The sequence below is a fragment of the Nostoc sp. LEGE 06077 genome (assembly GCF_015207705.1).
Taxonomy (GTDB): Bacteria; Cyanobacteriota; Cyanobacteriia; order Cyanobacteriales; family Nostocaceae; genus Nostoc_B.
Genome location: NZ_JADEWI010000017.1, coordinates 1 through 24,643 on the forward strand (window position 1 = coordinate 1; position 24,643 = coordinate 24,643).

The 24,643-nt window shown below is 41.0% G+C and carries 17 protein-coding genes, 1 rRNA gene and 1 pseudogene; 8 read left to right on the forward strand and 11 right to left on the reverse strand.

Annotated elements, in window-relative coordinates:
• A 16S ribosomal RNA gene (locus tag IQ244_RS13635) occupies positions 1 to 126 on the reverse strand; the annotation flags it as partial.
• A gap of 299 nt (positions 127 to 425) precedes the next feature.
• Here IQ244_RS13635 and nadC point away from each other — a divergent pair.
• From nadC to gorA, 3 genes are all read left to right on the forward strand, one after another.
• Positions 426 to 1,292, forward strand: coding sequence for a carboxylating nicotinate-nucleotide diphosphorylase (nadC, locus tag IQ244_RS13640; RefSeq protein ID WP_193894849.1), 867 nt, complete (start codon positions 426 to 428; stop codon positions 1,290 to 1,292).
• A 345-nt stretch (positions 1,293 to 1,637) separates the two neighbouring features.
• Positions 1,638 to 2,186 carry a peroxiredoxin gene (locus IQ244_RS13645; RefSeq protein ID WP_193894851.1) on the forward strand — a complete coding sequence of 183 codons (549 nt, stop codon included), beginning with the start codon at positions 1,638 to 1,640 and terminating at the stop codon, positions 2,184 to 2,186.
• A gap of 94 nt (positions 2,187 to 2,280) precedes the next feature.
• Positions 2,281 to 3,633, forward strand: coding sequence for a glutathione-disulfide reductase (gene gorA, locus IQ244_RS13650; protein ID WP_193894853.1), 1,353 nt, complete (start codon positions 2,281 to 2,283; stop codon positions 3,631 to 3,633).
• A gap of 107 nt (positions 3,634 to 3,740) precedes the next feature.
• On the opposite strand, the gene IQ244_RS13655 is transcribed toward gorA, so the two are convergent.
• Positions 3,741 to 4,229: a GNAT family N-acetyltransferase gene (locus tag IQ244_RS13655; RefSeq protein ID WP_193894855.1), complete on the reverse strand. Its 489-nt coding sequence runs from the start codon at positions 4,227 to 4,229 to the stop codon at positions 3,741 to 3,743.
• Positions 4,230 to 4,311: 82 nt separating this feature from the next.
• Between IQ244_RS13655 and IQ244_RS13660 the strand changes: the two genes are divergently transcribed.
• Positions 4,312 to 6,192, forward strand: a complete 1,881-nt coding sequence (locus IQ244_RS13660) for an ABC transporter ATP-binding protein (protein WP_193894857.1) — start codon at positions 4,312 to 4,314, stop codon at positions 6,190 to 6,192.
• 140 nt (positions 6,193 to 6,332) lie between these two features.
• Here the strand turns inward: IQ244_RS13660 and IQ244_RS13665 are convergent, their stop codons facing one another.
• Both IQ244_RS13665 and IQ244_RS13670 read right to left on the reverse strand, forming a co-directional pair.
• The gene (locus tag IQ244_RS13665) at positions 6,333 to 7,310 is read right to left on the reverse strand and encodes a sucrase ferredoxin (protein ID WP_193894859.1); all 978 of its coding nucleotides are present in this window, start codon (positions 7,308 to 7,310) and stop codon (positions 6,333 to 6,335) included.
• 1,139 nt (positions 7,311 to 8,449) lie between these two features.
• A complete protein-coding gene (locus IQ244_RS13670; protein WP_193894861.1) occupies positions 8,450 to 9,052 on the reverse strand; it encodes a DedA family protein in 603 nt (200 codons plus the stop codon).
• 289 nt (positions 9,053 to 9,341) lie between these two features.
• On the opposite strand from IQ244_RS13670, the gene IQ244_RS13675 reads away from it, so the two are divergent.
• Positions 9,342 to 10,124: an ABC transporter permease gene (locus IQ244_RS13675; RefSeq protein WP_193894863.1), complete on the forward strand. Its 783-nt coding sequence runs from the start codon at positions 9,342 to 9,344 to the stop codon at positions 10,122 to 10,124.
• Between the two features lie 179 nt (positions 10,125 to 10,303).
• Here the strand turns inward: IQ244_RS13675 and IQ244_RS13680 are convergent.
• Positions 10,304 to 10,560 (reverse strand): annotated as a pseudogene (locus IQ244_RS13680) (IS701 family transposase); the annotation flags it as partial.
• Between the two features lie 231 nt (positions 10,561 to 10,791).
• On the reverse strand, positions 10,792 to 11,181 hold the full coding sequence (locus tag IQ244_RS13685; RefSeq protein WP_193894865.1) for a hypothetical protein: 390 nt from the start codon (positions 11,179 to 11,181) through the stop codon (positions 10,792 to 10,794).
• A gap of 513 nt (positions 11,182 to 11,694) precedes the next feature.
• Between IQ244_RS13685 and IQ244_RS13690 the strand changes: the two genes are divergently transcribed.
• The gene (locus tag IQ244_RS13690; protein ID WP_193894867.1) at positions 11,695 to 12,093 is read left to right on the forward strand and encodes a DUF433 domain-containing protein; all 399 of its coding nucleotides are present in this window, start codon (positions 11,695 to 11,697) and stop codon (positions 12,091 to 12,093) included.
• 18 nt (positions 12,094 to 12,111) lie between these two features.
• Here the strand turns inward: IQ244_RS13690 and IQ244_RS13695 are convergent, their stop codons facing one another.
• The 3 genes from IQ244_RS13695 to pruA form a co-directional block, all read right to left on the reverse strand.
• Positions 12,112 to 15,678 (reverse strand): NB-ARC domain-containing protein, encoded by a 3,567-nt coding sequence (locus IQ244_RS13695; protein ID WP_322746064.1) that lies wholly within the window; start codon positions 15,676 to 15,678, stop codon positions 12,112 to 12,114.
• 32 nt (positions 15,679 to 15,710) lie between these two features.
• The gene (locus IQ244_RS13700) at positions 15,711 to 16,160 is read right to left on the reverse strand and encodes a hypothetical protein (protein ID WP_193894869.1); all 450 of its coding nucleotides are present in this window, start codon (positions 16,158 to 16,160) and stop codon (positions 15,711 to 15,713) included.
• A 383-nt stretch (positions 16,161 to 16,543) separates the two neighbouring features.
• Positions 16,544 to 19,528 (reverse strand): L-glutamate gamma-semialdehyde dehydrogenase, encoded by a 2,985-nt coding sequence (gene pruA / locus IQ244_RS13705; protein ID WP_193894871.1) that lies wholly within the window; start codon positions 19,526 to 19,528, stop codon positions 16,544 to 16,546.
• Between the two features lie 215 nt (positions 19,529 to 19,743).
• Here pruA and IQ244_RS13710 point away from each other — a divergent pair, with 215 nt between their 5' ends.
• Positions 19,744 to 20,751: a molybdopterin-dependent oxidoreductase gene (locus IQ244_RS13710; protein WP_193894873.1), complete on the forward strand. Its 1,008-nt coding sequence runs from the start codon at positions 19,744 to 19,746 to the stop codon at positions 20,749 to 20,751.
• On the forward strand, positions 20,748 to 22,220 hold the full coding sequence (locus tag IQ244_RS13715) for an adenylate/guanylate cyclase domain-containing protein (RefSeq protein ID WP_193894993.1): 1,473 nt from the start codon (positions 20,748 to 20,750) through the stop codon (positions 22,218 to 22,220). The genes IQ244_RS13710 and IQ244_RS13715 overlap by 4 nt, the downstream gene beginning before the upstream one ends.
• 380 nt (positions 22,221 to 22,600) lie before the next feature.
• On the opposite strand, the gene map is transcribed toward IQ244_RS13715, so the two are convergent.
• Both map and IQ244_RS13730 read right to left on the reverse strand, forming a co-directional pair.
• Entirely contained in the window at positions 22,601 to 23,371 is a 771-nt protein-coding gene (gene map, locus IQ244_RS13725; RefSeq protein WP_193894875.1) for a type I methionyl aminopeptidase, read from the reverse strand.
• Positions 23,368 to 24,351, reverse strand: coding sequence for a Gfo/Idh/MocA family protein (locus tag IQ244_RS13730; protein ID WP_193894877.1), 984 nt, complete (start codon positions 24,349 to 24,351; stop codon positions 23,368 to 23,370). The genes map and IQ244_RS13730 overlap by 4 nt, the downstream gene beginning before the upstream one ends.
• Positions 24,352 to 24,643: the final 292 nt, after the last annotated feature.

Sequence of the window (24,643 nt, forward strand, 5' to 3'; positions counted from 1 at the left end):
GACCTGAAGCTAGATTCTCACGCGTTACTCACCCGTCCGCCACTATCTCCGAAGAGACCGTTCGACTTGCATGTGTTAAGCATACCGCCAGCGTTCATCCTGAGCCAGGATCAAACTCTCCGTTTTGAATTGTTTGTTTTTAGCTCATTGGCTGCTCTTTTATAACCTCAGCCTGGTTTCTTTATTTTCTTGACGCAGGCTACTTGTGTTATTATTGCTTTCAAACTATAATCTTTTCATGGTTCGGTTCCTTTCCGAGCTTCGCTTCGCAGCGCTTCTCTCAGGCACTTATCTAATCTATCTCACTCTCCCTTCTCTGTCAACTATTCTCTCAAAATTATTTTTTCCTTGCTTATAACCCTTGGATAGTAAGGGTTTTGGGATATATTATTTCTAGAAGTAGAGAAAGAAGTAATTATTAAGTTGTGAATAAAGTTGGTGTCTTACCGCCTTGGCTAGTGTTAGATCCACTATTGCATGGCTGGTTGTTGGAAGATATTGGTCGGGGCGATCGCACAACGAATCCCCTCCTTACCTCAAATTTGGCTCTAGGAACAGCAAAATGGATAGCGAAAGCACCAGGAATAGTTGCAGGCTTACCAGTTGCAGGAAGAGTATTTCAACTTTTGAATGAAAAAATTAGCTTTACGACTATTGTCACAGAAGGTGCATTCTGTGAGCCGGGGCAAGTCGTAGCAGAAATTCATGGTTCATTAGATGCACTGCTGATGGGGGAACGGGTAGCACTGAACTTAGCTATGCGGTTAAGTGGGATTGCCACATTAACTCATAAATATATAGAGAAAATTGCTGATTTCCCGGCTCAGTTAGTGGATACACGCAAAACGACACCAGGGTTACGACTTTTAGAAAAGTATGCAACTGCGGTGGGAGGTGCAACAAATCACCGTATGGGGTTAGACGATGCAGTGATGATTAAAGACAACCATATTGCTGCTGCTGGGGGAATTGGAGAAGCAATTACTCGTATTCGTTCTCAAATACCTTATCCCTTGACGATAGAAGTAGAAACAGAAAGTATCGAACAGGTAAAAGAAGCTTTACAGCATCAAGCTGACATAATCATGTTAGATAATATGTCTCTGAATATGATTCATGAAGCAGTACACATCATTCGTCAGCACAATACTCTAGTGAAAATTGAAGCTTCAGGGAATGTAACTTTAGACAATATTTATGATTTAGCGGCAACAGGCGTTGATTATATTTCTAGTAGTGCGCCGATCACTCAGTCGAAGTGGTTGGATTTAAGTATGAAGATTGTTGGATAACAGGACTCACGCAAGTATCACAAGTGATGGCAACGTGCGACACTTGCGTAAGTTCTGCGTATCTAGGGTTGTGTCGGGTTTTGTTGCCACAATAATCATCGATTTACTCTTTAAATTAGTATCCTCTCGGCAGTTTTAAGACTCCAATAACGCCAAGAAATCGTAGAGTCTATGAAGCCTTACATTTATTAATTCATTGCGGGTGATTAACGCCACTGATGATGCGCGTAGATTTTTATTTTTAAGTATTTATAACTATTGCATATTTCTTAAATCAGAATTATTCTGACTTACATCGGCGGTATTGCATTAACCGCCCATACATAAACTGCTAGAGAGGTAAATATGGCTATTATTGACAGAGTTCCTGATGTTGTCTTCAAAACTCGTGTGCGTGATGAGTCTATCCCAGGGACAAATCCTTTTCGTTGGCAAGATCGCACCACCCAAGATATTTTCGGTGGCAAGCGTGTTGTAGTTTTCTCTTTACCTGGGGCGTTTACTCCTACTTGTTCCACCTCCCATCTGCCACGCTATGAAGAACTATATGATCAATTCAAAGCTTTAGGCGTTAATGAAATAATTTGTATATCTGTAAATGATGCCTTTGTGATGTTCCAATGGGGCAAGCAACAAGGCGCAAATAACGTATTTTTACTTCCTGATGGTAATGGCGAGTTTACTCGCAAAATGGGTATGTTAGTAGATAAGTCTAACTTGGGCTTTGGGATGCGCTCTTGGCGCTACTCGATGGTAGTTGACGATGGCAAAATTGAAAAGATTTTCATTGAACCAGGCTTTTTAGATAACTGTCCCACTGATCCTTTTGAAGTTTCAGATGCAGATACAATGCTGGCTTACCTCAAAGAAGCTAAAACACCTGTAACTGCCTAAATACAATAATTCGGACTTAATAATTCGTAGTACGTAATGGTTAATTTAATTACGTATTACGAATTACGCATTAGTAATTATTCATGGGGGAGACATGAAGCACGATTTTGACTTATTAGTAATTGGTGCAGGTTCTGGAGGAATTGCTACTGCTAGAAGGGCAGCAGAATATGGTGCCAAGGTGGGAATTGCCGAGTTTGATAGACTAGGTGGAACCTGCGTCAATCGTGGTTGTGTTCCCAAAAAATTGATGGTTTATGCTTCTCATTTTCCTGACATATTTGCAGAATCTCAAGGATATGGCTGGAGTCCAGTTGAGAGTACTTTCAATTGGGAAAAAATGATTACGGCAGTGAACAACGAGGTGAGTCGCCTGAATGGAATTTACCAGCGGATGTTGGATAACTCCAAGGTTGAGGTATTGCAGGGATATGGTAAATTTGTCGACTCACATACTGTTATTGTTGGCGATAAACAAGTCACCGCAGACAAAATACTGATTGCTGTTGGTGGAAAACCTGTCCGACCAAACATCTTAGGAATTGAACACGCCCTCACTTCTGATGATATTTTCCATCTAAAAGAACAACCCAAGCGCATCGTCATTTTAGGTGGAGGTTACATTGGTTGCGAATTTGCGTGTATTCTAAATGGGATGGGTAGTGAAGTTACCCAGGTGATTCGGGGGGACAAAATTTTGCGTGGGTTCGATGAAGATATCCGCACGGAAATTCAGCAGTCTATAATCAACCACAGCATTCGTATTCTCAATAACATTGAATTAATTGCTATTGATAAAACTTCAGAAGGTGTGAAAGTCACAGTTAAAGGCAGTGGTGATAGTGAAGAAACAGTAGTTGCTGATGCTGTGAGTTTAGCGGCTGTTGGTCGCAAACCCAATACGCAACATCTTGGGTTAGAAAATACCAAAGTTCAGCATCGAGATGGGGCAATTCTTGTAGATGAGTACAGTCGCACCCATGAAGAAAATATCTATGCGGTGGGAGATTGTACAGATAAAATTAATTTGACTCCAGTTGCGATTAATGAAGGTCGGGCATTAGCAGATACGGTATTTGGTGGTAAGTCCCGGATGATGAGTTATGCAAATGTGCCGACAGCTATCTTTACTACACCAGAAGCTGCAACTGTTGGTTTGACTGAAGCAGAAGCCAGGGAAAAATATGGTGATGCTGTAAAAATCTATCGATCGCGCTTCCGCCCAATGTATTACACTCTAGCTGGTAAAGATGAAAAAACCTTGATGAAACTCATCGTTGATAGTAATACTGATAAGGTTTTAGGGGCGCACATGGTCGGAAATAGTGCCGCCGAGATTATTCAAGGGGTAGCGATCGCTGTTAAGATGGGTGCTACCAAGGCTGATTTTGATGCCACAGTCGGTATTCATCCAACTTCAGCAGAAGAATTTGTGACAATGCGCTAGTTTCTAGAAACGGCTGATGTCCACGAATAAAGGCTGCTTTAGCGAATACGCTTCATAATTAGAGATGTTGCAATGCAACATCTCTAATTGTTTTCTAGCGATACTTCTCAATTTATTGCGTAGTAAACCACATCTACGTTGTAGTAGCGGGCATTTTTTTCGTATTTCATACCGATTTTTTGAATTACACGCACTGAGGCGATGTTTTCTGGATGAGCAATAGCTACTATACGATTTAATTCCGCTTCTACAAACCCATATTTTATTGTTGCGGTGGCGGCTTCCGTGCCAATTCCCATATTCCAGTAAGATTTTTCCAACACGTAACCCAGTTCAACTTCTAAGGTATTGTCCAAAAAACCTAAACCACAACGCCCAATCAGTCTACCGCTTTCTTTGTGAACTACTGCCCACATCCCGAAATTATATTCTTGCCAATGCTGGATATGTTTGTGTAAGCTGGCTTGTGTCTGTTCCTTGTTTCTGGGCGAGAGATATTTCATTACCTCTGCATCACTGTAGATGCGGAACAAATCATCAAAGTCATCGGGAAGGAAGTTTCTTAATCGTAGTCTTGGAGTTTCTATTTCTGGCATGTCATTAGATAACAGGTGTGAATGCTACATTAGATAAGCGTGTTTTCCCAGTGCAAAATAAAATTAAAATCATGCTCCCATTATGAGCATCTACCAATCCCTTAAAAAATTCTCCAGAAGAAACCGTTGGCATAACAATGACTGGCGATTATTTTTGCGTTTAGTTCCCTATGCGCGTCGTCATCTCAAATTGCTGACTTTGGCAATGCTATTGCTTGTACCGATCGCTCTCTCTAATGCCATACAACCATTATTGATCGGACAGGCTATTTCTCTCATTCGTAATGAACCAAGTACTTATGAGTTTCTCAGGAATCTTCCTTTAGGGCAAGGGGTAAATCTCCTGGAAGGATTCATCTTGGTGGCAATTGTTACCCGAATGTTCTTCACTAGTGTTCAGGGTTATCTACTACAGAAGTTAGGGCAAAATATCACAGCCGCAATCCGCCAAGATTTGTTTAAGCATGTTACATCTTTGGCAGTCCGTTTTTTTGACCGCACACCTGTAGGTAAATTAATCACCAGACTCACCAGTGATGTAGAAATTTTGGGCGATGTCTTTTCTACTGGGGCAATTGGCATAGTCTCCGATATATTTTCGATGGTGGTGATTATTGGGATTATGCTGTCTATTCAGTGGCAACTTGCTTGTTTGCTGCTGTTAATCTTGTTACCAATTACTTGGTTGATTATTTACTTTCAACAACAGTACCGCAAGGCTAATTACAAGGCGCGGGAAGAACTGTCTCTATTAAATTCCCAGCTACAAGAAAATATTGTTGGTATTAACGTCGTGCAGTTGTTTAGGCGGGAAAAAATTAATGCAGAGTTGTTCCGCACCGTCAACAACCGCTACATTGACCACATGGATAAAACCATTTTCTATGATTCTGCGGTGTCAGCTACCTTGGAGTGGATTGGCTTAGTAGCGATCGCTGGTGTATTGTGGATGGGTGGTTGGTTACTTTTCAAGCAGGACTTGACATTTGGGATATTATCTGCATTTGTTCTGTATGCCCAGCGATTATTTGACCCATTACGAGATTTTGCTGAAAAATTTACTGTTATTCAAGCTGGCTTTACTGCTATTGAACGAATTAACGATATTTTAGACGAACCAATAGAAATCCGCGATCGCAACAATCAACGCTTCTCAGTTTTTGATCATACTTTTGGTTACATAGATGAAATCATTGCTGAGATGGAATCACAAAATTTCAATTCCACACCAGAATTAGGCGAAATTCGCTTTGAACACGTCTGGTTTGCATATAAAGACGATGATTTTGTCATCAAAGATTTAGACTTTGTGATTCGTCCTGGCGAAAAAGTCGCATTAGTAGGCCCTACAGGTGCAGGTAAAAGTTCCATCATTCGGCTTTTGTGTCGCCTTTATGAACCCACCCAAGGACGAATTTTAATTGATGGTGTCGATATTCGAGAAGTCCCCCAAGCCGACTTGCGCCGCTACATGGCGGTAATTTTACAAGAAGGCTTTTTGTTTGCTGGGGATGTTAAAAGTAATATTACTCTCGGAGACAGATACACATTTGACGAAATTGAGTTAGCTGCACAAAATACCAATATTGCTCAGTTTATTGAAGAATTGCCCCAAGGCTACAATACTCAATTGCGAGAGCGTGGCACAAATCTTTCTAGTGGTCAAAAACAACTGTTAGCCTTTGCTCGCGCGGCTATTCGTAACCCCCAAATTCTCATATTAGATGAAGCGACTGCAAGTTTAGATGTGAATACAGAAGCTTTAGTTCAGGAAGCACTCAATCAACTATTAATCAGACGTACTGCCATTATTATTGCTCACCGCCTATCGACAATTCGCAATGTCGATCGCATATTTGTTCTCAAGCGAGGTGAACTTATCGAACAGGGTAATCATGAAGAACTTTTGCAACAAGGGGGAATGTATGCAACCTTACACAACTTACAAATGTTAGGGACTTAATTGATTACGTCTATTGCGTTTAAGGTGGGTATTGACTGCCCACCCTACGGCAGTATATTTGTGTGAAACTCACTGAATTATAACTATGAATAATTTTATCAATCAACAGAAATATTGGTAGATGATTAGCCCTGAAATTACTATTTACTCAAAGTTACCATCTTTGTTGATGTCAGGCAGACATTAGCTACAGTATATTTAACTAACACTGACTCTTGATGAGCGTTGCAAGCACTTTTAAGTTTAACAGACTTAGTATTATCCTTGATAAGTCTAGCCTGATAAGTATATAAAGAACCATCAGGACTTTCACAACTGATTTCACCAAGAAATGTCTGATTATCTAAACTTTGCTCCACGATTTTGCCAACAATTTTGTAATTAAACCAATCCCAACCATAATGGAAAATTAGTTCCCTTTCTAAAACTTGTAACTGACTGGGTAAAATTCCCCAACCTCGATAAACTTTTTCCAAGTATTGAATATCGCCAGTGCGTGTCAATATAGCTTTCAATGCTTCTTGGTCAAGCACACCATAATATCTTCCTTCTGGTAAATCTATGGCTGTGGGTGCAAAACGATGTCCACCGAAATGACTGGACTTCCAAAGCCTAACATTATCTAAGTTCAAGTCAGCAATAGTATTAGCAGCATAGAAGTAAAAAGGATTGCCATACTTAGCACAGCATTGATCATGACTACCATGAGTACACACTAAAATATCTCTTGTTGCGTCTGTGTATACTGGATAATCAGCAGTTTTATTGGCTAACCATTTTTTGACAACGCCTGCTACTTGCTCAATATTTGGTAAATGAAATTCATACTTGGAGTATCCCTGACTTAAACCCTGTTTTTTGTGATAAATTAACAGCGTTGTCTGGTCTGCTTTATGTGATACATCATTAGCAATTAAAAGAAATCTAATTGGGAGTTTTGCACGGGTGATTTCTGCTTCCAAAAGTTGTAAATTTTTCGGAACCCATCGGGAATTAAAAGCTTCTGTAGTCCAAGGTGGCGGACACTCAACTAAAATATATGTTTCATAATTGGTAGCACTACCAATCAAGTCTTCTCCTACTTGTCTCGCATAATCAGAACAAAAAAAGGTACTCATCGAACTTATCTCATTTGTTGGCTTTACAGATAAAAGAGGCGTGAATAACAATTGTGTTTTTGACTACAATTCCTGTATCTTCAAAAGATAAACAGAAATCATTTGCATTTATGCCTTAAAAGCAAACTGCCAAGTTATAACATCATTTCTAGACAAAAACTGTCTAATTAATAAAATCTCCACAATATTGTCAGCCAACTTCCAACAAGTTATTGCTGTGCTTTTGAGGAAAAATTTTAAATTTTTGATTAAATTATGGCTATGACTGGTGTAGAGACATAGCGGTTTGTCGCTAGATATCGCTTCTGTGGGTATGTGAAACAGTTTTTTGAAATTACTGCCTTGTCGGCTATCACTCTCGCTAAACATATTGAAAATAATTATCAATAATGGATTAAAAAAAGAGTAAAAAAAATTCCTAACCGTAAAAATTTATACTGTTTTTACCTCAGGGTATAATTTGAGGAGCATAATCTAGTATTCAGGAGTATATCTTGACTCTACAATGAAGCTAAGAAGGAATGCAAGGTTTTGAGATTATTGATGACGTTTACCTCCATTTATCAGTTTATGACAGGAAGTGAAACTCGTGCTGAAAGACTTGGCAGCGCAACCATCAAGATCTTAAATCTAGTTGATAAATTCTTTCAACTGTCAATAGTCATATATACTAAAGTTTCTGCCCAGAGAAATAGTCTGGGTAGTTATGATGTGTCTATGCTTTCTAGAACAGGTTTGTAGAAGATTGTTTAATTCTGAGCAGGTGGCGCACCACCTGTACTAAGGCTTTCAATCAACCAGAGGTGTGTACGGTAAGGCAAAAAAAGAGTATCTTGTCTGTTTTACTACAGTAAAGTGGAAATAAACTACTTATTTCGAGTTGCTGTTCCTGGCTATTTTGTCAAGAATGGATGTTTCAAGCATATTGTAGTGGGCTTGATTACAGGAGGTCAACAAAACGCCGAAATCTGCGATCGCCAATTCAATTTTAGGCGTTGCTGATTGAGGGGATGATTTTTGTCTCACGCAAAGCCGCAAAGGCGCAAAGAACAAGAGTTTGAAAATTAGAATTTTATGATTTCATCCCGCATTTATGCAACGCCAAATTTATATAGTCTGAACTAATTCTTTATTCAACTTCAATTTTTAGTTCTGTTCTCTTGGATTAAATGTACAACAGAAGGTACTAAAGAAATAACAATAATCCCGCCAATAATTGGCAATAAATATTTATCTATTTGTTCAGCAGGTAAAGTTTTTCCTAAAAAGAAACCTAACATCGTCATCCCTACAGTCCAAACGAAACCGCCGATGAGGTTGTAAAACATAAAAGTCTGATAATGCATAGCACCTAACCCAGCTACAATTGGTGCAAAAGTTCGCACTATTGGAACAAACCGAGCTAAAACAATAGTTTTCTTGCCATGTTTTTGATAAAATTTTTGCGTTTTAACTACGTGTTTTTTATGGAAAAATAACGAGTCTTCTTTTTGGAATAATCTTCTACCAAATTTATGCCCAGTAATATAGCCGATATTGTCCCCTAAAACCGCACAAATAAATGCGCCAATAATTAGAATCCAAATATTTAGCAAATGCTGAGAGGCAACAAATCCTGCTGTAAACAGTAAACTATCACCTGGGAGAAAAAACCCGATGAGTAATCCTGATTCAGCAAAAATTATTGCCCATACTCCGAAATAGCCAATTGATTTAATTAATTCTGGTAAGTCAAAATGCATAAAATCTCACTTTGTCAAGAATAAGCATTCAATATCTTAGAGGTTGTTTAAAAAGTATCGTTGTTAACATCAAAATCTTAAAAACCTAATCCGCCTACCTCCTTCCCTACTAGGGAATGGGGGGTTCAAAGCCTCTCTCCGCGTCGGGGAGAGGTTTGGAGAGGGGTTTTTAGTGTTCTTATCGATTTTTCAAACATCCTCTTAGCGTTCAGCTAAATTGTTGCATGATGAATATTAGGAAGTTTGGGTAAGTTGATAAATTGTTGATGTAATGGATTTTAAGGCAAAGATGAGCAAATATTGGAAATTAATCCGACTATTTTGGTCTACATCTATAGCAGCAGAGATGGAGTATCGGCTCAACTTTGTTGTCGCTACCCTCAGCAGCTTGGGTAATTTAGGCGGAAGTATTTTTGGCTTGTTCTTGTTTTATCGTACTGGTTACACCTTTGCTGGCTGGTCGTGGGAAGCAGCGCTGATTGTATTGGGGATTTTTACTATACTGCAAGGCTTTTCGGCGACATTTTTGGCTCCTAACTTAAACAAAATCGTGAGTCATGTGCAGATAGGTACTTTAGATTTTGTACTACTCAAACCTATCCGCAGCCAATTTTGGCTATCTACTCATACTCTTTCGCCTTGGGGATTACCGGACATAATTTTTGGTAGTACGATCATTGGCTATGCAGGTAAGCGCCTCGGTTTAGGAATTCACAACTATCTGCTGAGTTGTATACCGTTATTATTTGGTTTAGTCATTCTTTATAGCTTGTGGTTTATGCTGGGAGCCACTAGCATTTGGTTTGTAAAAATTTACAACGTGACGGAAGTGCTGCGGGGTTTGTTGGAAGCTGGTAGATATCCAATAGTTGCTTACCCTGCTACTTACCGCTTTTTCTTTACCTTTGTTGTACCAGTCACATTTTTAACGACAGTCCCAGCAGAAGTAATGCTGGGTCGAGTTCAGTTTAGTTGGTTGATAGGTGCGATGGTGTTAGCAATTGCTTTATTTTGGCTTTCTACTAAGTTTTGGCGGTTTGCTTTGCGTTTTTATACTAGTGCTTCGAGTTAGATACCCCTTTTGTGTCACTCTCCGAAAACAAAAAAATTGAAGGCAACTTTTAAATCTCTGACGGGGATTAAGTTTGTGGTTTTATTTTCTAATTCGATGTATATAACCCTGTTCTGTCACGTTTCGAGATAAGCAAGTAGTAAATAAGTGAAATTATCCAGAATCAAAAAAGTTTTAAATTAGTTCATAGCATAAATTAGATGATTAAATCCTCGCAATAAATCAGAGGGGAAATGTTGAGCCAAGGATAAATCAGCCAAAATAGTAAAAGAGGTTGGACAATTAAACGAAGATTATTAAGAGTATTCTTCCATCTAGCATCCTGATTCCATTGTTGATGATGAGAAAAATCTACATAACTAGCATAACTAGTACCTGTCACCTCAGTTTCAATTTGAAGAGATAGATTTAAGGCTAAGAAAACTGGAAATTTTAAACGAAATTTATCTACGATCGCAACTGTAGGTTGAGCATAAGAAAGCTAAATGTTTCAGGATTTGTAATTCTACATCCATTGCCCTACCTAACTTTCAGAGTTTCCTCTGTATGATTCTTTTATTCAGAATACTCGGAAAGTGACAGAAGAGGGATAGGTGGAGGTTGGAGAAAGCTACAGCAAAATCCAACCTTTTGTTTTAACTGTTCGCTGTTTTCTGTTCCCTATTACTTAAGATTTACCAGTGCTGACAGTTTCTTGTGAAGTAGATTTTAACCGAGTAACTGTGCTTTTGCGGATGCGATCGCTTTTTCGTACACCACCAGCCATTTCGTATTCGCTGCTGTCGTTACCGTATTTAAATGCAACTCCCAGCAGCATTTTTTCACATAGGGTGCTTAAGTTTTTTTCTAGTTGTTCAATATCAGTTCTGGAAGCATCCAGCACTGCCAAAGCCGTGTTATGAGTATCAATTTTGGCAGTTAACTGAGCAATTTGTTGCTGCATATTTTCTAAGCTATTATTATCACCAAAATCAATATTTGGATCAATTGCTTTGAGTCCAGAGGCTCGAAGTTGAGCTTTTGCAAGTATGCGAGATGTACGTTTTGCACGCGGCATAAATGTATTCCTGTAACGATGATAGTGTTAGCTTGTCTCAAATTAGCTATAATCTGGCTCAGGAAAAATCACAAAAATTAGTGTTTTAGAGAACAATCAGTTTAAGTAATATTATCTAATTATGTAGACTTTATTAATGAATGAGGTAGGGTTAATAAGAAACCTTACGTCGTTAGTGGCAAACGAGTTAAGGTTCTTTATGGATGAGGTAAGGTTAATAAGAAACCTTACGTCGTTGGTGGCAAATGAGTTAAGGTTCTCTATGGATGAGGTAGGGTTAATAAGAAACCTTACGTCGTTGGTGGTAAATGAGTTAGGGTTCTCTATGGATTAGGTAGCATTGGGGATGAAAATTGATGTGGCGATCGCACATCAGTAAATCGATGAAATTTGATTACGCGAAAACTAGCGGTGTAGGCGATCGCAATTTAAAAGGTTAGTCAATAGATTATTGTGACAATATAAAATTGATAGATACTAATATTTACTAGGAGACACTTAGGAGCATCAGCCTTGGCAACCATTAGCGATATTGGCGCACTCATTAATCATAATTCTGAAATACACGGAGGTTGCCCAATTATTGCTGGTACAGGGGTAACAGTCCGGCGTATAGCTATCTGGTATAAACAAGGTTACAGTGCAGAAAAAATTGCCGATGAGATTAGTCACCTAACTTTAGCGCAGGTTTATGCAGCTTTAGCTTATTATCATGCTAACCGCGATGAAATTGATGCTGATATTGCGGCAGAATCAGCCGAGGCTGAGAGATTAGAGACATTACACAAAGCTCAAAAACATGATCACCCTTGGCGATCGCTCATTGAGAGTTTAGACAATTTCTGTGATGATTTTATGACTACTAGAGATCAACCACCAATTGACACCAAAGAAATTGAAGTAACAAACTGATAACTGATCCCAGTTAAATCACCGCCACCACCGCGCCACATCCTGGATCGCGCAGACAACTTCTTTCATTGCTGCTTTGCCATCAGCTCCAAAATTAACCAGGATTAATAATGCCATATTTTGTAATAAGCGAAACCGAGTACTAAGAGATAGCTCATGAATCATATTGCACCAAATTGGGAAAATCTCGACTGCTGATGACAAATTGTTGGTTAAGGCGTTCAGAGCAAAGATATATTTCAACTCATTAGATAGTGTATCAGCTATGACATTTAAGGCATGGATAGGATATGGCTGATCTGTTGCTGGGGCGTTAGCCAGTACTTCTGGGAATAAATTTGGTTGCTTGTTGGCTAAGTTTTTAAGAGCAGAAACACGATGAGATTCATCCGCTATTTTCCTGGCAGTCGCCAATGCTTCTGGAAATACCTCTGGTAGTTTATCAACTAAGGTAGTCAAAATAGAGACGCGATGATATTCATCCTGAATTGTTCTGGCAGCAATTAGTACTTCTGGTAATAAATCTGCCGACATTTTGTTGGCTAAAACCGAAAGTGCTGAGGCACGATTTAATTCGTCTGGGATTGCTTTAGCAGCGGCCAGTGCCTCTGGAAATACCTTTGGTAGTTCATTAGCCAAATTAGCCAATATAGAGGCGCGATTTGATGCGTCCGGAATAGCTTTGGCAGCAGTCAGCACTTCATCTAATAAATCTGGTGGCAGTTTATTGCTTAGAGTAGCCAGAAAAGATATGCGATGAAACTCATCCTGAATTTTTCTAGCTGCTGCTAGTATTTCTGTCCATAACTCTGGCACTTTGTCAGCTAAGTCTCGTAGTCTCAAGGCACGTTCATGTTCATCCTGAATATCTCTTGCAGCAGCCAAAGCTTGTGGCAATATGTCTGGAATTTTATAAGCAAAGGATCTTAAAGTCAAGGCACGTTGAGCGTCATCTTGGATACTCCTACCAGCAGCTAATACTTCTGGTAGTAAATCTGGCGGTAGTTTGTCGGCTAAAACAGAAAGAAGAATAGCACGATTTAATATGTCGGGAACAGCTTTAGCCGCAGTTAGCACTTCTGGTAATAACTCTGGTGGCAATTTTTTGGTTAAGGTAGAAAGTGCAGTGACTCGGTAAAACTGATTCGGAATAGCTTTGGCATCAGTCAGAATTTCAGGCAATAACTCTGGCGGCAGTTTATCGGCTAAAGCACAAAGAGCAAAAGCTCTATTAGACTCATTCTGTATATTTCTGGCAACAGCCAGAACTTCAGGCAAAAATTCTAGTGGCAGTTTGTTGGCTAGGATAGAAAGTGCCTCGGCACGATGAGCCTCATCTTGAATAGAACTAACTGCTGCTAGTGCTTCTGGCAGTATTTCTGGCAGACTGTTGGCTAAGGTACAAAGGACATTGGTACGATGAGGTTCATCTTGGATATTCCTAGCAACAGCCAGCGCCTCTGGTAGTATTTCTGGCATTTTGTCGGCTAAGGCACAAAGGGCAAAAGCTTGGTAAAGTTCATTTTGAATACTTCTGGCAACAGATCGCGCTTCAGCTAGTACTTTTGGGAATTTATTGGCTAGAGCAAAAAAGGCATGGAAGCAAGCATACTTATCTGATAACGCTCTGGCTGCTGCCAATGCTTCAGGTAATATCTCTGGCCACTTGTTAGCTAAGGCACAAAGCGCATTCGTGCGATTTGGCTCATACTGAATTGCCTTGGCAACCTCCAACGCTTTTTGCAATGCTATTTCTTTAAGATTTAGTGGTAAGTAGTTGGCTAGTTCTGTCAGCGAACGAGCCTTATTTTCTGGTTTTGGGCTTTGCAGAGCGTAAGCTAGTCCTTGTTGAGGATTCCAGAAATTGTTTTTTACCAATGCAACTAGAAGTTCTACTGGTAAAATATCCGCCAAACTATTAACGGAAGCCATCATCAAAGCATAGCGACACTGTAAGCCTACAACTTGAGGTAAATTGGATTCATTCCAATTCCCCTCTGCTAATTCCCAAGCACGAGAAATATCTGTAACGTAACCCTCTGTTTGCCCCCATTTTTCTCGCACTTCAAACCAACCATTGTTCCCAGTTGCAGACTCCTCTTTTAATAACTGGTGAATTTTTTCTATTTGTCCAGCCTTCTCTAAATGCCAAACCAAATGTTGATAAATATAACCATCATTAGGTAAGGTATGCCAAAGGTTTTTTTGTGTCTTTTTGCTATACCGTTCTAGCAGTTGGCTGTGAGCATCGAGTAAACTAAAACCCATTCCCGTAGGCGGAGATTGTATTAATCGACTACGAGCTACATCATGCAATAAGTCATGGAGCCTGTAGCCTTTCCACTCAACACCCCCTACAAATACAGGCGAATCAGACTGAAGTAAGGCATCATTCCAAAGTAGCTCTAAACGCTCATTAGCTTCATCCTGAGATTCCATATTCCATAATGTCACTGCCATTAGTGCAGTTACTGTTACATCCTCTGGCAAAACTCCTAACCAAATAAAATTTTCCCAAGCTTTTTGGTCGTAGTCTTGCAAAGCTTTCAGGCTTAAATTAAAGGTTGCTTCTAAGGTGTTTTCTTGACGTGGCCCGTATAAGACTTTTAAATTTGCTACCTCTTGTTTTAAAGCTGTTTCCAACTGCACCCATGTTATTCCTCGTTTAACTCTGGCTGCTACCAGATTTAGAGCAATTGGTAAGTATCCTACAGTCTCAGCTACTCTTAACGCCTCTTGTTTCTCTACAGTATCTATTTTTCTTTCTAAAGACTGAGAAAGTAATACCAGAGACTCTTCTGGTGTCATTACATTTAATTGTTGCAAAGAAGCACCCACAGCATCAGCCACATTAGCACGCCGCGAAGTGATTAATAGCTGGGATTGGGAACTTGCTACCAAAAAAGGTTTAACATGATCTGGTTCCCAAGCATCATCAACTACCAGCAAAACTGCCTTATCATGTAGTAAACTCCGGAGATGGGCTGAGGTTGCTTCTACATTATTAACGGCACGAAATTCGTAGTCTCCCAAGGCTTGTACCCAGCTACTCAGCCATGCCAAAATATCCGGTTGTTGTCCCAAAGTTGCCCAAAGCACACCACCAGAGAAACGTTTTTGGATATTTTCGTCATGGGCAAGGGCAGTAACTAAAGTTGTCTTACCAATACCACCTAAACCGTGAATGGCACTGATGAGTAAAGTACCATCAGAAAATGTATTTGCTAGTAAACGAGCTTTAATGTCTAGAGTAACTTGTGGGCGATCGACAAAATTGGCAGGTAAACTTGGTGCTTGAAAAGGTCTGTCAATTGGGCGACGATAATTAATAATTAGGTTTCCTTCTACCACACCTATACTAGTGGTGTTATCGCCAATAGGGTTTTGAACAACATTTCCCTCGCCAGAAATTGTTTGGTGGACTTGAGACTGAATATTACTGTCTAAATTAGTCGGATGAACTTCTTCTGTTTGTAGATGTCGTCTACCCTTGGAACTAAGACGATTTCCTCTCAACAAGCCAGCTAATCGAGACAAAAATCGTCTTATCCCCTGCCATAACTTTCTCAGGCTTCTCTTTGCCACTGTTTTTACTTCCTAAGCTTATGGCTTTTTAACTAATTGATAGTTGCATTGCCTCCCACTTTGCCAATAAACTTATTAGCATCACCCACAGCATTTTGCACTACATTGTCATTGCCAGATATTGTTTGATTAAAGGTATTAACAACTTTAGAGATTGCTTCAGAATCTTCTTGCATTAAACGGGCAATCTCGGCGGCTAAATTTTTATCTTCATCAAATAATTTCTTCAGTTGCTTCTGGAGTGTTTCTTTTGCATCTTCATCATTAGGAGAGTTAGCCAACTCCTCTGCTGCACATTTCGCCATTGGCTTTGTCTCTACTTTTGGTTGCAGCTTATTCCACAAAGCTTTGGCTTTTTCCCAGGCATTAGCACCAAACCCTTCACCGAATTTTTTACCAGCTTCTTCCGTTGCTTTCTCTCCTGCCTTCAGCAAGTAAGGTAAAAATGGGGTCAGAAAAGTAGTCAAACTTACTATATCCATTTGCTCACCCTGATTTTGAATAGGTAAAATACTAGCCACAAATCATAAGGGGAAAAACTCCGACCTATCGCTTAATGTAATAATTTCTTATGGCAATTGACTATTAGCGAATTTTAACTACTAGACTGACACATTTGAGTGCTGGTTAGTCTTTGCAGCTTCCACAACAACGAACCCCAGAAGATACAGACGACGCAAACAGACACCGAGAACATTGAAGAATAAGAGCGTGAGAGGCTTTTTAGGTAAGAGTTTTAATAAAAAAATCAGGTAAGCATTACCCACCTGATTTTTAAACTATTATGCCTTTATGATTAGCTCACGCTCCAGGTGCATACTTCGACTTCGCTCAGTAAGCAAAGGTGCGGAGAGTTGTTAAAAGATTACTCTGCGCCTTCGATGGGTGCAAAGCCTTGACGTTGAATATTTTCTGTAATTGTCCGTGGTTCGAGGAACTGTAGCAAGTAATCAGGGCCACCTGCTTTAGAACCGACACCAGAAAGTTTGAAGCCGCCGAAGGGTTGCCGAGCGACGATCGCTCCCGTAATATTTCTATTAATGTACAAGTTGCCGACTTCAAATTCTTCTTGGGCTTGTTGAATATGGGAAGGTGTGCGCGAATATAACCCGCCAGTTAAGGCGTAGTTTGTGTCATTTGCAACCTTCAACGCTGCGGCGAAATCCTTGACTTTAATTACAGCTAACACAGGGCCGAAGATTTCTTGTTGAGCAATGATGCCATCGGGTGGGACTTCACTGAAGATAACTGGGCCGATAAAATAGCCTTGGGCTGGCGATGGTAACTCTAGGGCTAGTTTTGCTTCTGCCTTACCCTTTTCAATATACTCGCGGATGCGATCGCGGGCGTTAGCATCAATCACTGGCCCTACTTGGGTACTGGGTAAGTCAGCCTCGCCAATATTTAAGGATTTTGTCGCCTCAACTAACCGCCCAACAAAAGCATCGTAGATTGATTCAACAACCACCACCCGCGAACAAGCCGAGCATTTTTGCCCACTGTAACCAAAGGCTGACTGCACAACCCCGACAACTGCTTGGTCTAAATCAGCACTTTCATCAACAATGATCGCATTCTTGCCGCCCATCTCGGCAATTACTCGTTTCATGTGCCTTTGTAAAGGCTTCAAAGTTGCCGCCTCTGCGTAAATCCGACAGCCCACTTCCTGAGAACCAGTAAAAGCAATTACATGAGTATCAGGGTGACTTACCAAATACGCCCCGACTTGGGAACCCTTACCAGGGACGTATTGAAAAACACCTTTAGGAATCCCCGCCTCAACCAAAATTTCTGTGAGTTTAGCAGTAATAATCGAAGAGGTTTCCGCAGGTTTGAGCAGTGTACAGTTACCCGTAACCAAAGCAGCCACAGTCATTCCACAGGCGATCGCCAACGGGAAATTCCAAGGCGAAATCACCACCGCAATTCCTCGCGGCTGGTAGATATAACGATTAGTTTCTCCAGGTACGTCATAATTAACACCTTGATATAGCCGTTCCATCTCATCAGCGTAGTAGCGACAAAAATCTATCGCCTCCGAAACCTCTGCGTCTGCTTCCTTAACAGGCTTACCCACCTCTAACACTATCAAAGCCGACAACTCCGCCCGGCGTTCTTCCAACAAATCCCCCGCCTTGCGTAAAATATCAGCCCGTTGCTTCACAGGCGTTTTCTTCCACCCAGGAAACGCCGCCTTCGCCGCCTGCATCGCCTGTTCCGCCTGTTCCACACTAATCAAGCCAACCTTACCAATCACCTGACTGTAATTAGAAGGATTCACAGAATCAATCACCTCAAGAGTATTCACATACTCCCCATTAATCAAAGGTAGATACGTCTTCCCAAACTCCCGACGCACACCCTCAAAAGCCTGCGCCGCCTTCCTCCGTCTCTCCTCCTCCGCATAATCAGTATCCGCCGCCCCAACAAACCTTCCATTCTCTTCCTCTCCGCGTCTCTGCGTCTCTGCGTGAGAATTCAAAACCGGTGGCGCTAGTAGTTCCTCAATCGGCCGATTCTCCAAATTCTGCCGCAAAAACGAACTATTAGCAGTATTCTCCAACAACCGCCGAATCAAGTAAGCCATCCCCGGTAACAATTCCCCGTAAGGACAATAAACCCTCACCCGATAACCCTGATCCACCAAAGCCTTCGCTAACTTATCCCCCATCCCATACAACACCTGCATTTCAAAGCAACGGCGGGGAACCTTTAAACTTTCTGCTATGGCAATTGCGCGGGCTTGCGATCGCACATTATGGCTACCAATGGCAGCATAAACATATTGATGATTTTCTAACAACAACTGAGTTATCGTTTCAAAATTCGCGTCTGTCGCCACCTTGTCATTGTAAACAGGTTGCGGCCAATGCTTTTGCGCTGCTTTGATAGTTTCCTGATCCCAATACGCACCCTTCACCAAGCGAACTGTCAAAGGATATCCGCGCTGTTTTAACCATGCAATCACATTTCTGGCATCTTGCTCACTTTCACGCAAGTATGCTTGGATTGTCATCCCGATATCTGTACGTTGGCGAAACTCATCTTCTAACAATAACTTTTGCAAAATATTCAGAGTCAAGTCTTTATACGCATACTGTTCCATATCAAAATGGATAGCTGCACCTAACTCTTTGGCATAACGTAATAAATTACGAATGCGATCGCTAACTCTGTCCTCACTACCTTCAGCATCTAAAGGGTCAAATTGCGAATAAAACGCCGTTAATTTTACAGAAACTTGGACTTTGGCTAACTGTTCACCATCTGCTTGATCAATCGCCGCAACAGTCGTCCAATTCTTCGATGCTTCGACTAATTGAGCAATTAATTCTTGATAACGTTCTAGATAAGACTGGGCTTCTACTTCTGTAATGACAGCTTCACCAAGTAAATCAATGGTGAAAGCCATCTTTTCTTTCCGCAGGCGTTCAACTGTTTTGATGACTTGTTTAATATTTTCACCAGAAATATATTTATGCGCTAATGTCTCCACCGCCGTCGAGACAGTTGTTGCTGCTACCTGTCCCGGCATAGAATCAGGGTTAGCAAAATTGAGCATCCCCTTGAGGGCGGCTGGTAATTCTACAGTTTCATCGCCTAAATATTCTTGTAAATGAGCAGCAATTTCTGGCTTACTGCGTAACGCCGGGAGAGTATCAATAAAGCGAAAAAGCTGCACCCGTAAACCCGGATTACTCATTGCCCAAGCTAGTAATTTATCATCCCAGCGCATTTGGTCACGCAAGGAAGCTAAAAACGAGCGATTTTCTTGGGTAGCACTTAAAAGTTGTTTAGCAATTTCCTGGGTTTTCGGTTCGTAGATGCTTGTTTGTACTTGTAACACCACAGATAATAATCTCCTTAATTTAGTGCATAACTGTTTATGTACAGTCCGCGTCTTCTATTGTGACTCTTGAATTTTGCTGCTACCAGATTCTTAGGATAGTTAAGTTTTCCCTGCACATTTTGGCACACAGAGTAAAACTGTATTACCTCGTTTATATCTTGCACTGGGCGATATCTAATCGCTGGGGGTAATTCTCAGCACTCAGCACTTAAATAATGTGGAAAAACTTAGCTTTAACACCTTTAACGATCGCAATTATCTGTCTGGGTGGTTGCACAAACCAGCCAACAGATGAACAACTGGAAGTATGGCGTACAGAAGCGGTCGCTCGCAATGCGAAAATTGTGGCAGATAACGCCAAAAAAGCACAGCAAAGTCAGTGGAATTTAGTTATTCAAGGTGAAACAGCAGTTGGCAAATCTCTCAAGTTAAACTGGCAGCAGTTACAGGCTTTAGCAACCAATCATCTCAAAACAGTTGATCCTCTGGACATCTTGCATTCTAACGAGATTTTTGATTTTCGCGGTGTGCCTGTGTCGGTATTGTTACAACAGTTTGCGCCTGTTAACGATGTGACGGATGTTACTTTTGTTTCCTTCGACTCTTACCAAACGACGCTGAACATCCAAGATTTACTAACGTATCCTATTACATTAGCGATCACTAAAGATAACAAACCAATCGCCCGCGCTCAAGGTGGTCCATTGTATTTAGTCTTTCCCTATACCCAATATCCCCAACTCAAGCAAAAATATGACACAACTAATTGGGCGTTTTATGTCAGTCACATCATAGTCGGGACTGAATCAGTTAACTTGCGTATTGGTAAACATCAAGTTAACTTAGCTACCTTAGATCAATTACCTCAAGTTACCTTAGAGCAAAATGTTGGCTATAGAATTTCTTGGCCTAGCGGTAAAGTCAAACTCTTTGGGGTGAGGCTGCGTGATGTTTTCTCCACCCTCAAAGAACCATTACCTCAACAGGGAGGGGTAATAATTCGTGGTAAAGCACCATTTTATGATGATTCTCCCGTGCGCTTGTCTACTAAAGATTTAGCTGAGTGCGATATTTTACTCGTGACTCGCTGGGGTGAAAGCCGCGAATTAATTCCCGCCAAGATGGGAGGCCCGGTAACTTTAGCCTTTAGTTCTCAATGTCCTGCCAAAATCAGCCAATTACGCTGGGTAACATTTGTAGAAGAATTAACGCCAACGCCATGAAATTATTGAGTTTTCGTTCGATTCGTACCCGAATCATGACTGCAACGACACTATTAAGTGTGGCGTTAGTGGGTTCTATTGTGTTGGTATGGGCAAAAACAGAAAATACACTTTATCGCCAGCAGAAACTTAATGAAGCCAAGTTCTTATCTAGGGTGTTGGGAACTTCTTCTTTTGCGAATCACTTGGAAGAACGCAACTGGAGTCAAATCCGCCTCAACGTAAATGTGATGCTGCGAGAAAACGAAGATTTTGTCTATGTTTTAATCTCAGATGCGCGGTTAGAAAATCAAATTATTGCCGCTTCCCCGGAATATTTGCAAGGACAATACATTCCCGATATTGTGCCAGTAAAAGTGAGTGATGCCGCACAAACAGCCTCGCCCAAGTCTAATTCTCTGGAAACCTTTGCCTTAGCAGATATCCACTTTGGCAATCATATCAGAGCGAAACGTGGCGAAAAGATTATTGAAGTAGCTTCAACTATTCAACGGTTATCAGGGGAAAAACTCGGCACTTTGCGCTTAGGTGTTTCTCTGCGACAAGTTAACCGTGCTGTAGCCAATGCAGTCAATCAAGCGTTAATAGTTGGCGCTATGGGAATTGTTATTAGTTTGATTTGTGCATATCTTCTGGCTAGACGATTGAGTAACCCCATTCGCCGCTTACAAACCAGTGCGGCTCAAATTGCGGCGGGAGATTTGCAACACCGTGCGGAAATTACCAATGCAGATGAAATTGGTGCATTAGCAACTTCCTTTAATGAGATGTCTGCTGCATTGCAAACTTCATTTAGTAAATTACAGCAGACGTTAGCATCTTTTGAATTATTCGTACCGAATAAATTTATTTTAGCGATCGCACCCCAAGGAATTGAAAATATTGAGGTGGGTATCGCAGTCACGCGCCACATCACAATTTTATTTTGTGACATTCGCGGCTACACCTCCATGTCAGAAATGATGACACCACGAGAAATATTTACTTTTCTCAATGACTACCTATCTTGTATTGGGGAAGTAATTGATCAAGCAGGTGGTTTTATTGATAAATATATCGGTGATGCAGTCATGGCGCTGTTTGATGATGAAAACACCGATGGCGCACTCAAAGCCGCAATTTTAATGCACCAATCCCTAGAAAAGTTTAATCAAGAACGCATTGCTCAAAACTTACCCAGAATTAGCATTGGCATTGGTATTCATCGCGGTGAAGTAGTCATGGGTACAGTCGGATTTACTAGCCGCATTGATTCTACAGTCATTGGTGATGCAGTGAATGTTGCTTCTCGTATTGAAGGATTAACAAAGCAATATGGCTGTCCAACTTTGATCACAGAATCAGTAATTAACAGCTTATCTCAACCAGAATTATTCTCATGGAAATTAGTAGATCAAGCCGTAAAGTTAAAAGGCAAAGATGAAGCGATCGCCGTCTATGAACTTCTTTTGCTTGCGTCGATAGATTGATGTCGCCTAGCAAACAAGCGATCGCGTATACCAACGCGACTTAAGCGCTGTTCAACTCCCTGCTGAATCATATTTGCCTAATGCTGGCGTTCTGCAAGATAGGTATTAACCTCATCTCGGTGTCTAAGATAGTAACCAATAAGCAGATATATATCCGGTAATTGAAGCAACGGATACTGTTATCCTATTTCCTCTGGCGTACATCCCTCTCAAAAAGCTGTCACAACAGTGTCTAGAGTGACGCGAATTTTGGCGACTCTGACAACTCCATCATGGTCAGTCTCTATAGGCGTAGGTTCAAGGGCAATTGCTAGAGTCATAGACCTCATCAGGTTTTTACTTCATAATTAACTAGCAAACGCCCCAGTGGTCTAGAGCCTTTACTCAGCTTCAGGCAGAGTCAAAATTTCCACTCCATCTTCTGTAACTGCTAGTGTATGCTCAAATTGCGCCGACAACTTGCGATCGCGTGTCACCGCTGTCCAACCATCCCCCAGCATTTCTACTTCCCAAGTACCTTCATTAATCATCGGCTCAATGGTAAATACCATTCCCGGTCTGAGGCGCTTACCTTTACCACGAGTACCATAGTGTGGTACATCGGGGGCTGTGTGGAAAATATTACTGATCCCGTGTCCGACAAAATCTCGCACTACAGAAAAACCTTCAGACTCAGCATATTCTTGAATTGCTGCGCCAATATCACCCATCTTCGCCCCTGGTTTAACCTCAGCAATGCCCCTATACAGGCACTCTTGAGTTACTTCTACCAGTTTTTTCGCCTTCTCTGAAGGCTCACCCACAATAAATGTTTTCGATGTATCACCGTGGTAGCCATCAACAATCGGCGTAACATCAATATTAATAATGTCACCTTCTTTGAGGATTTGTTTAGCATTGGGGATGCCATGACAAATCACCTCATTCACACTGGTACAGATTGACTTAGGGAAACCTTTATAACCAAGAGGGGCGCTTTTTGCACCGTGAGCCTGTGTCCAACGTTCCGCCTCATCATTGAGTTCCAGCGTACTGACCCCTGGTTTCACGAATGGTTCAAGATGCTCCAGCAGTTTAGCAGCCAAGCGTCCAGCCCGACGCATTTTGTCGATTTCTCGTGAAGATAAAATAACGATTAGTTCGGTTTTCATGAACGTTTATCTACAGCATCATTTAAAAATATAGTTAATCCTGTTTTAGCTGCTCTTTGGGCAGCATCAGCCACCTTGAGGGTGTATAAACTTTCTTCTGAGGTGACATACAAAGAAGTTCCATCAAAAAGATGGTCTAACACCATAGTTGTGTCTTTAGCAAACAAACCCCGACGTGTTCCCACATCTATGGGTGTACTTTCCCCTGATTGGATCAAGTATCCAGTATTACCATCAAAAATCAAAGCGCCTTTTTCGCCGTGAACTTCAAATTTTCGCTCTGGCTGCCAAACTGTTTCGCCTTTGCCGTAAATTACTTGTGCTAATAGCCCACTACTAAAGCATAGTTGACTTGTACACAAACAGGTTTGGTAATACTCCGATTCTACTGCCCAATATCGCTGATGACAGTTAACTGTAAAGACTTTCCCAAACAAATCAACCAGACGATGCAAGCGAGAAATCGCCCCAATCAAAGGGAAGCCAAATAATTCATGATTATAAGTCCATTTCCGGGGTGCGGGATTTTGGGGATTGATGGTGCTGTAGCGGACGTAAAAAACATCCCCAACTTTGGCTAAGTTTTGTTTTAAAGCTTGATGCAACCCACCCAAAAGTTCTATATGTTCGACATGGAGCAATTTATTTTGGGTTTTGGCTAAAGCAATCAATTCTTCTGCTTCTGTGACATCCACAGCCAAGGGATATTCTACAACTACATGTTTGCCCTGGGTAAGAGCAGCATGGGCGATCGCTCCATGATCTCGATTCACTGTGGAAATTACTACCAGATCCACATCTTCCCGTTCTACTAACTCTTGCCAAGAATTTACAGATGAAGTTTGGTATTCTTTAGCGAAAATTTCTGTTGTTTCTGGGGTATGACCAACAACTGCGGCGAGATGCGATCGCTCATCTTGCAGCAGTGCTTCTGCCCTGAGTTTTGCTGCATACCCAGTACCTACCAAGCCGACGCGCACTTATGCTTGTCCTCAAACTGCCTCTGAATTATACATGATCGTCAATGGTGATTATTTATTATTTATTCTCCTACTGCCCGATTTTATCGCCTCGAAGTATAATTTAAACTTATTATTTCCATGTAACTAAATTTCATTACTAATCGTGGTCGATTTCGAGTTACATGATTTAGTTTTTCCCGTAGTATCAGAATTGAAGTCAATTTTCATGCCCGGCTAATACTATAAGTTAAGCCGTAAGTATTGCTTTAGCATAACTTATACTGCCGATTACATAAAGAGAGGAATACGG

What these genes read in the sequence shown, in the direction of transcription:
- IQ244_RS13645 (WP_193894851.1), top strand. Translation starts at nt 1,638, where the DNA reads ATGGCTATTATTGACAGAGTTCCTGATGTTGTCTTCAAAACTCGTGTG.
- gorA (WP_193894853.1), top strand. Translation starts at nt 2,281, where the DNA reads ATGAAGCACGATTTTGACTTATTAGTAATTGGTGCAGGTTCTGGAGGA.
- IQ244_RS13655 (WP_193894855.1), bottom strand. Translation starts at nt 4,229, where the DNA reads ATGCCAGAAATAGAAACTCCAAGACTACGATTAAGAAACTTCCTTCCC.
- IQ244_RS13660 (WP_193894857.1), top strand. Translation starts at nt 4,312, where the DNA reads ATGAGCATCTACCAATCCCTTAAAAAATTCTCCAGAAGAAACCGTTGG.
- IQ244_RS13665 (WP_193894859.1), bottom strand. Translation starts at nt 7,310, where the DNA reads ATGAGTACCTTTTTTTGTTCTGATTATGCGAGACAAGTAGGAGAAGAC.
- IQ244_RS13670 (WP_193894861.1), bottom strand. Translation starts at nt 9,052, where the DNA reads ATGCATTTTGACTTACCAGAATTAATTAAATCAATTGGCTATTTCGGA.
- IQ244_RS13675 (WP_193894863.1), top strand. Translation starts at nt 9,342, where the DNA reads ATGAGCAAATATTGGAAATTAATCCGACTATTTTGGTCTACATCTATA.
- IQ244_RS13685 (WP_193894865.1), bottom strand. Translation starts at nt 11,181, where the DNA reads ATGCCGCGTGCAAAACGTACATCTCGCATACTTGCAAAAGCTCAACTT.
- IQ244_RS13700 (WP_193894869.1), bottom strand. Translation starts at nt 16,160, where the DNA reads ATGGATATAGTAAGTTTGACTACTTTTCTGACCCCATTTTTACCTTAC.
- IQ244_RS13710 (WP_193894873.1), top strand. Translation starts at nt 19,744, where the DNA reads ATGTGGAAAAACTTAGCTTTAACACCTTTAACGATCGCAATTATCTGT.
- IQ244_RS13715 (WP_193894993.1), top strand. Translation starts at nt 20,748, where the DNA reads ATGAAATTATTGAGTTTTCGTTCGATTCGTACCCGAATCATGACTGCA.
- map (WP_193894875.1), bottom strand. Translation starts at nt 23,371, where the DNA reads ATGAAAACCGAACTAATCGTTATTTTATCTTCACGAGAAATCGACAAA.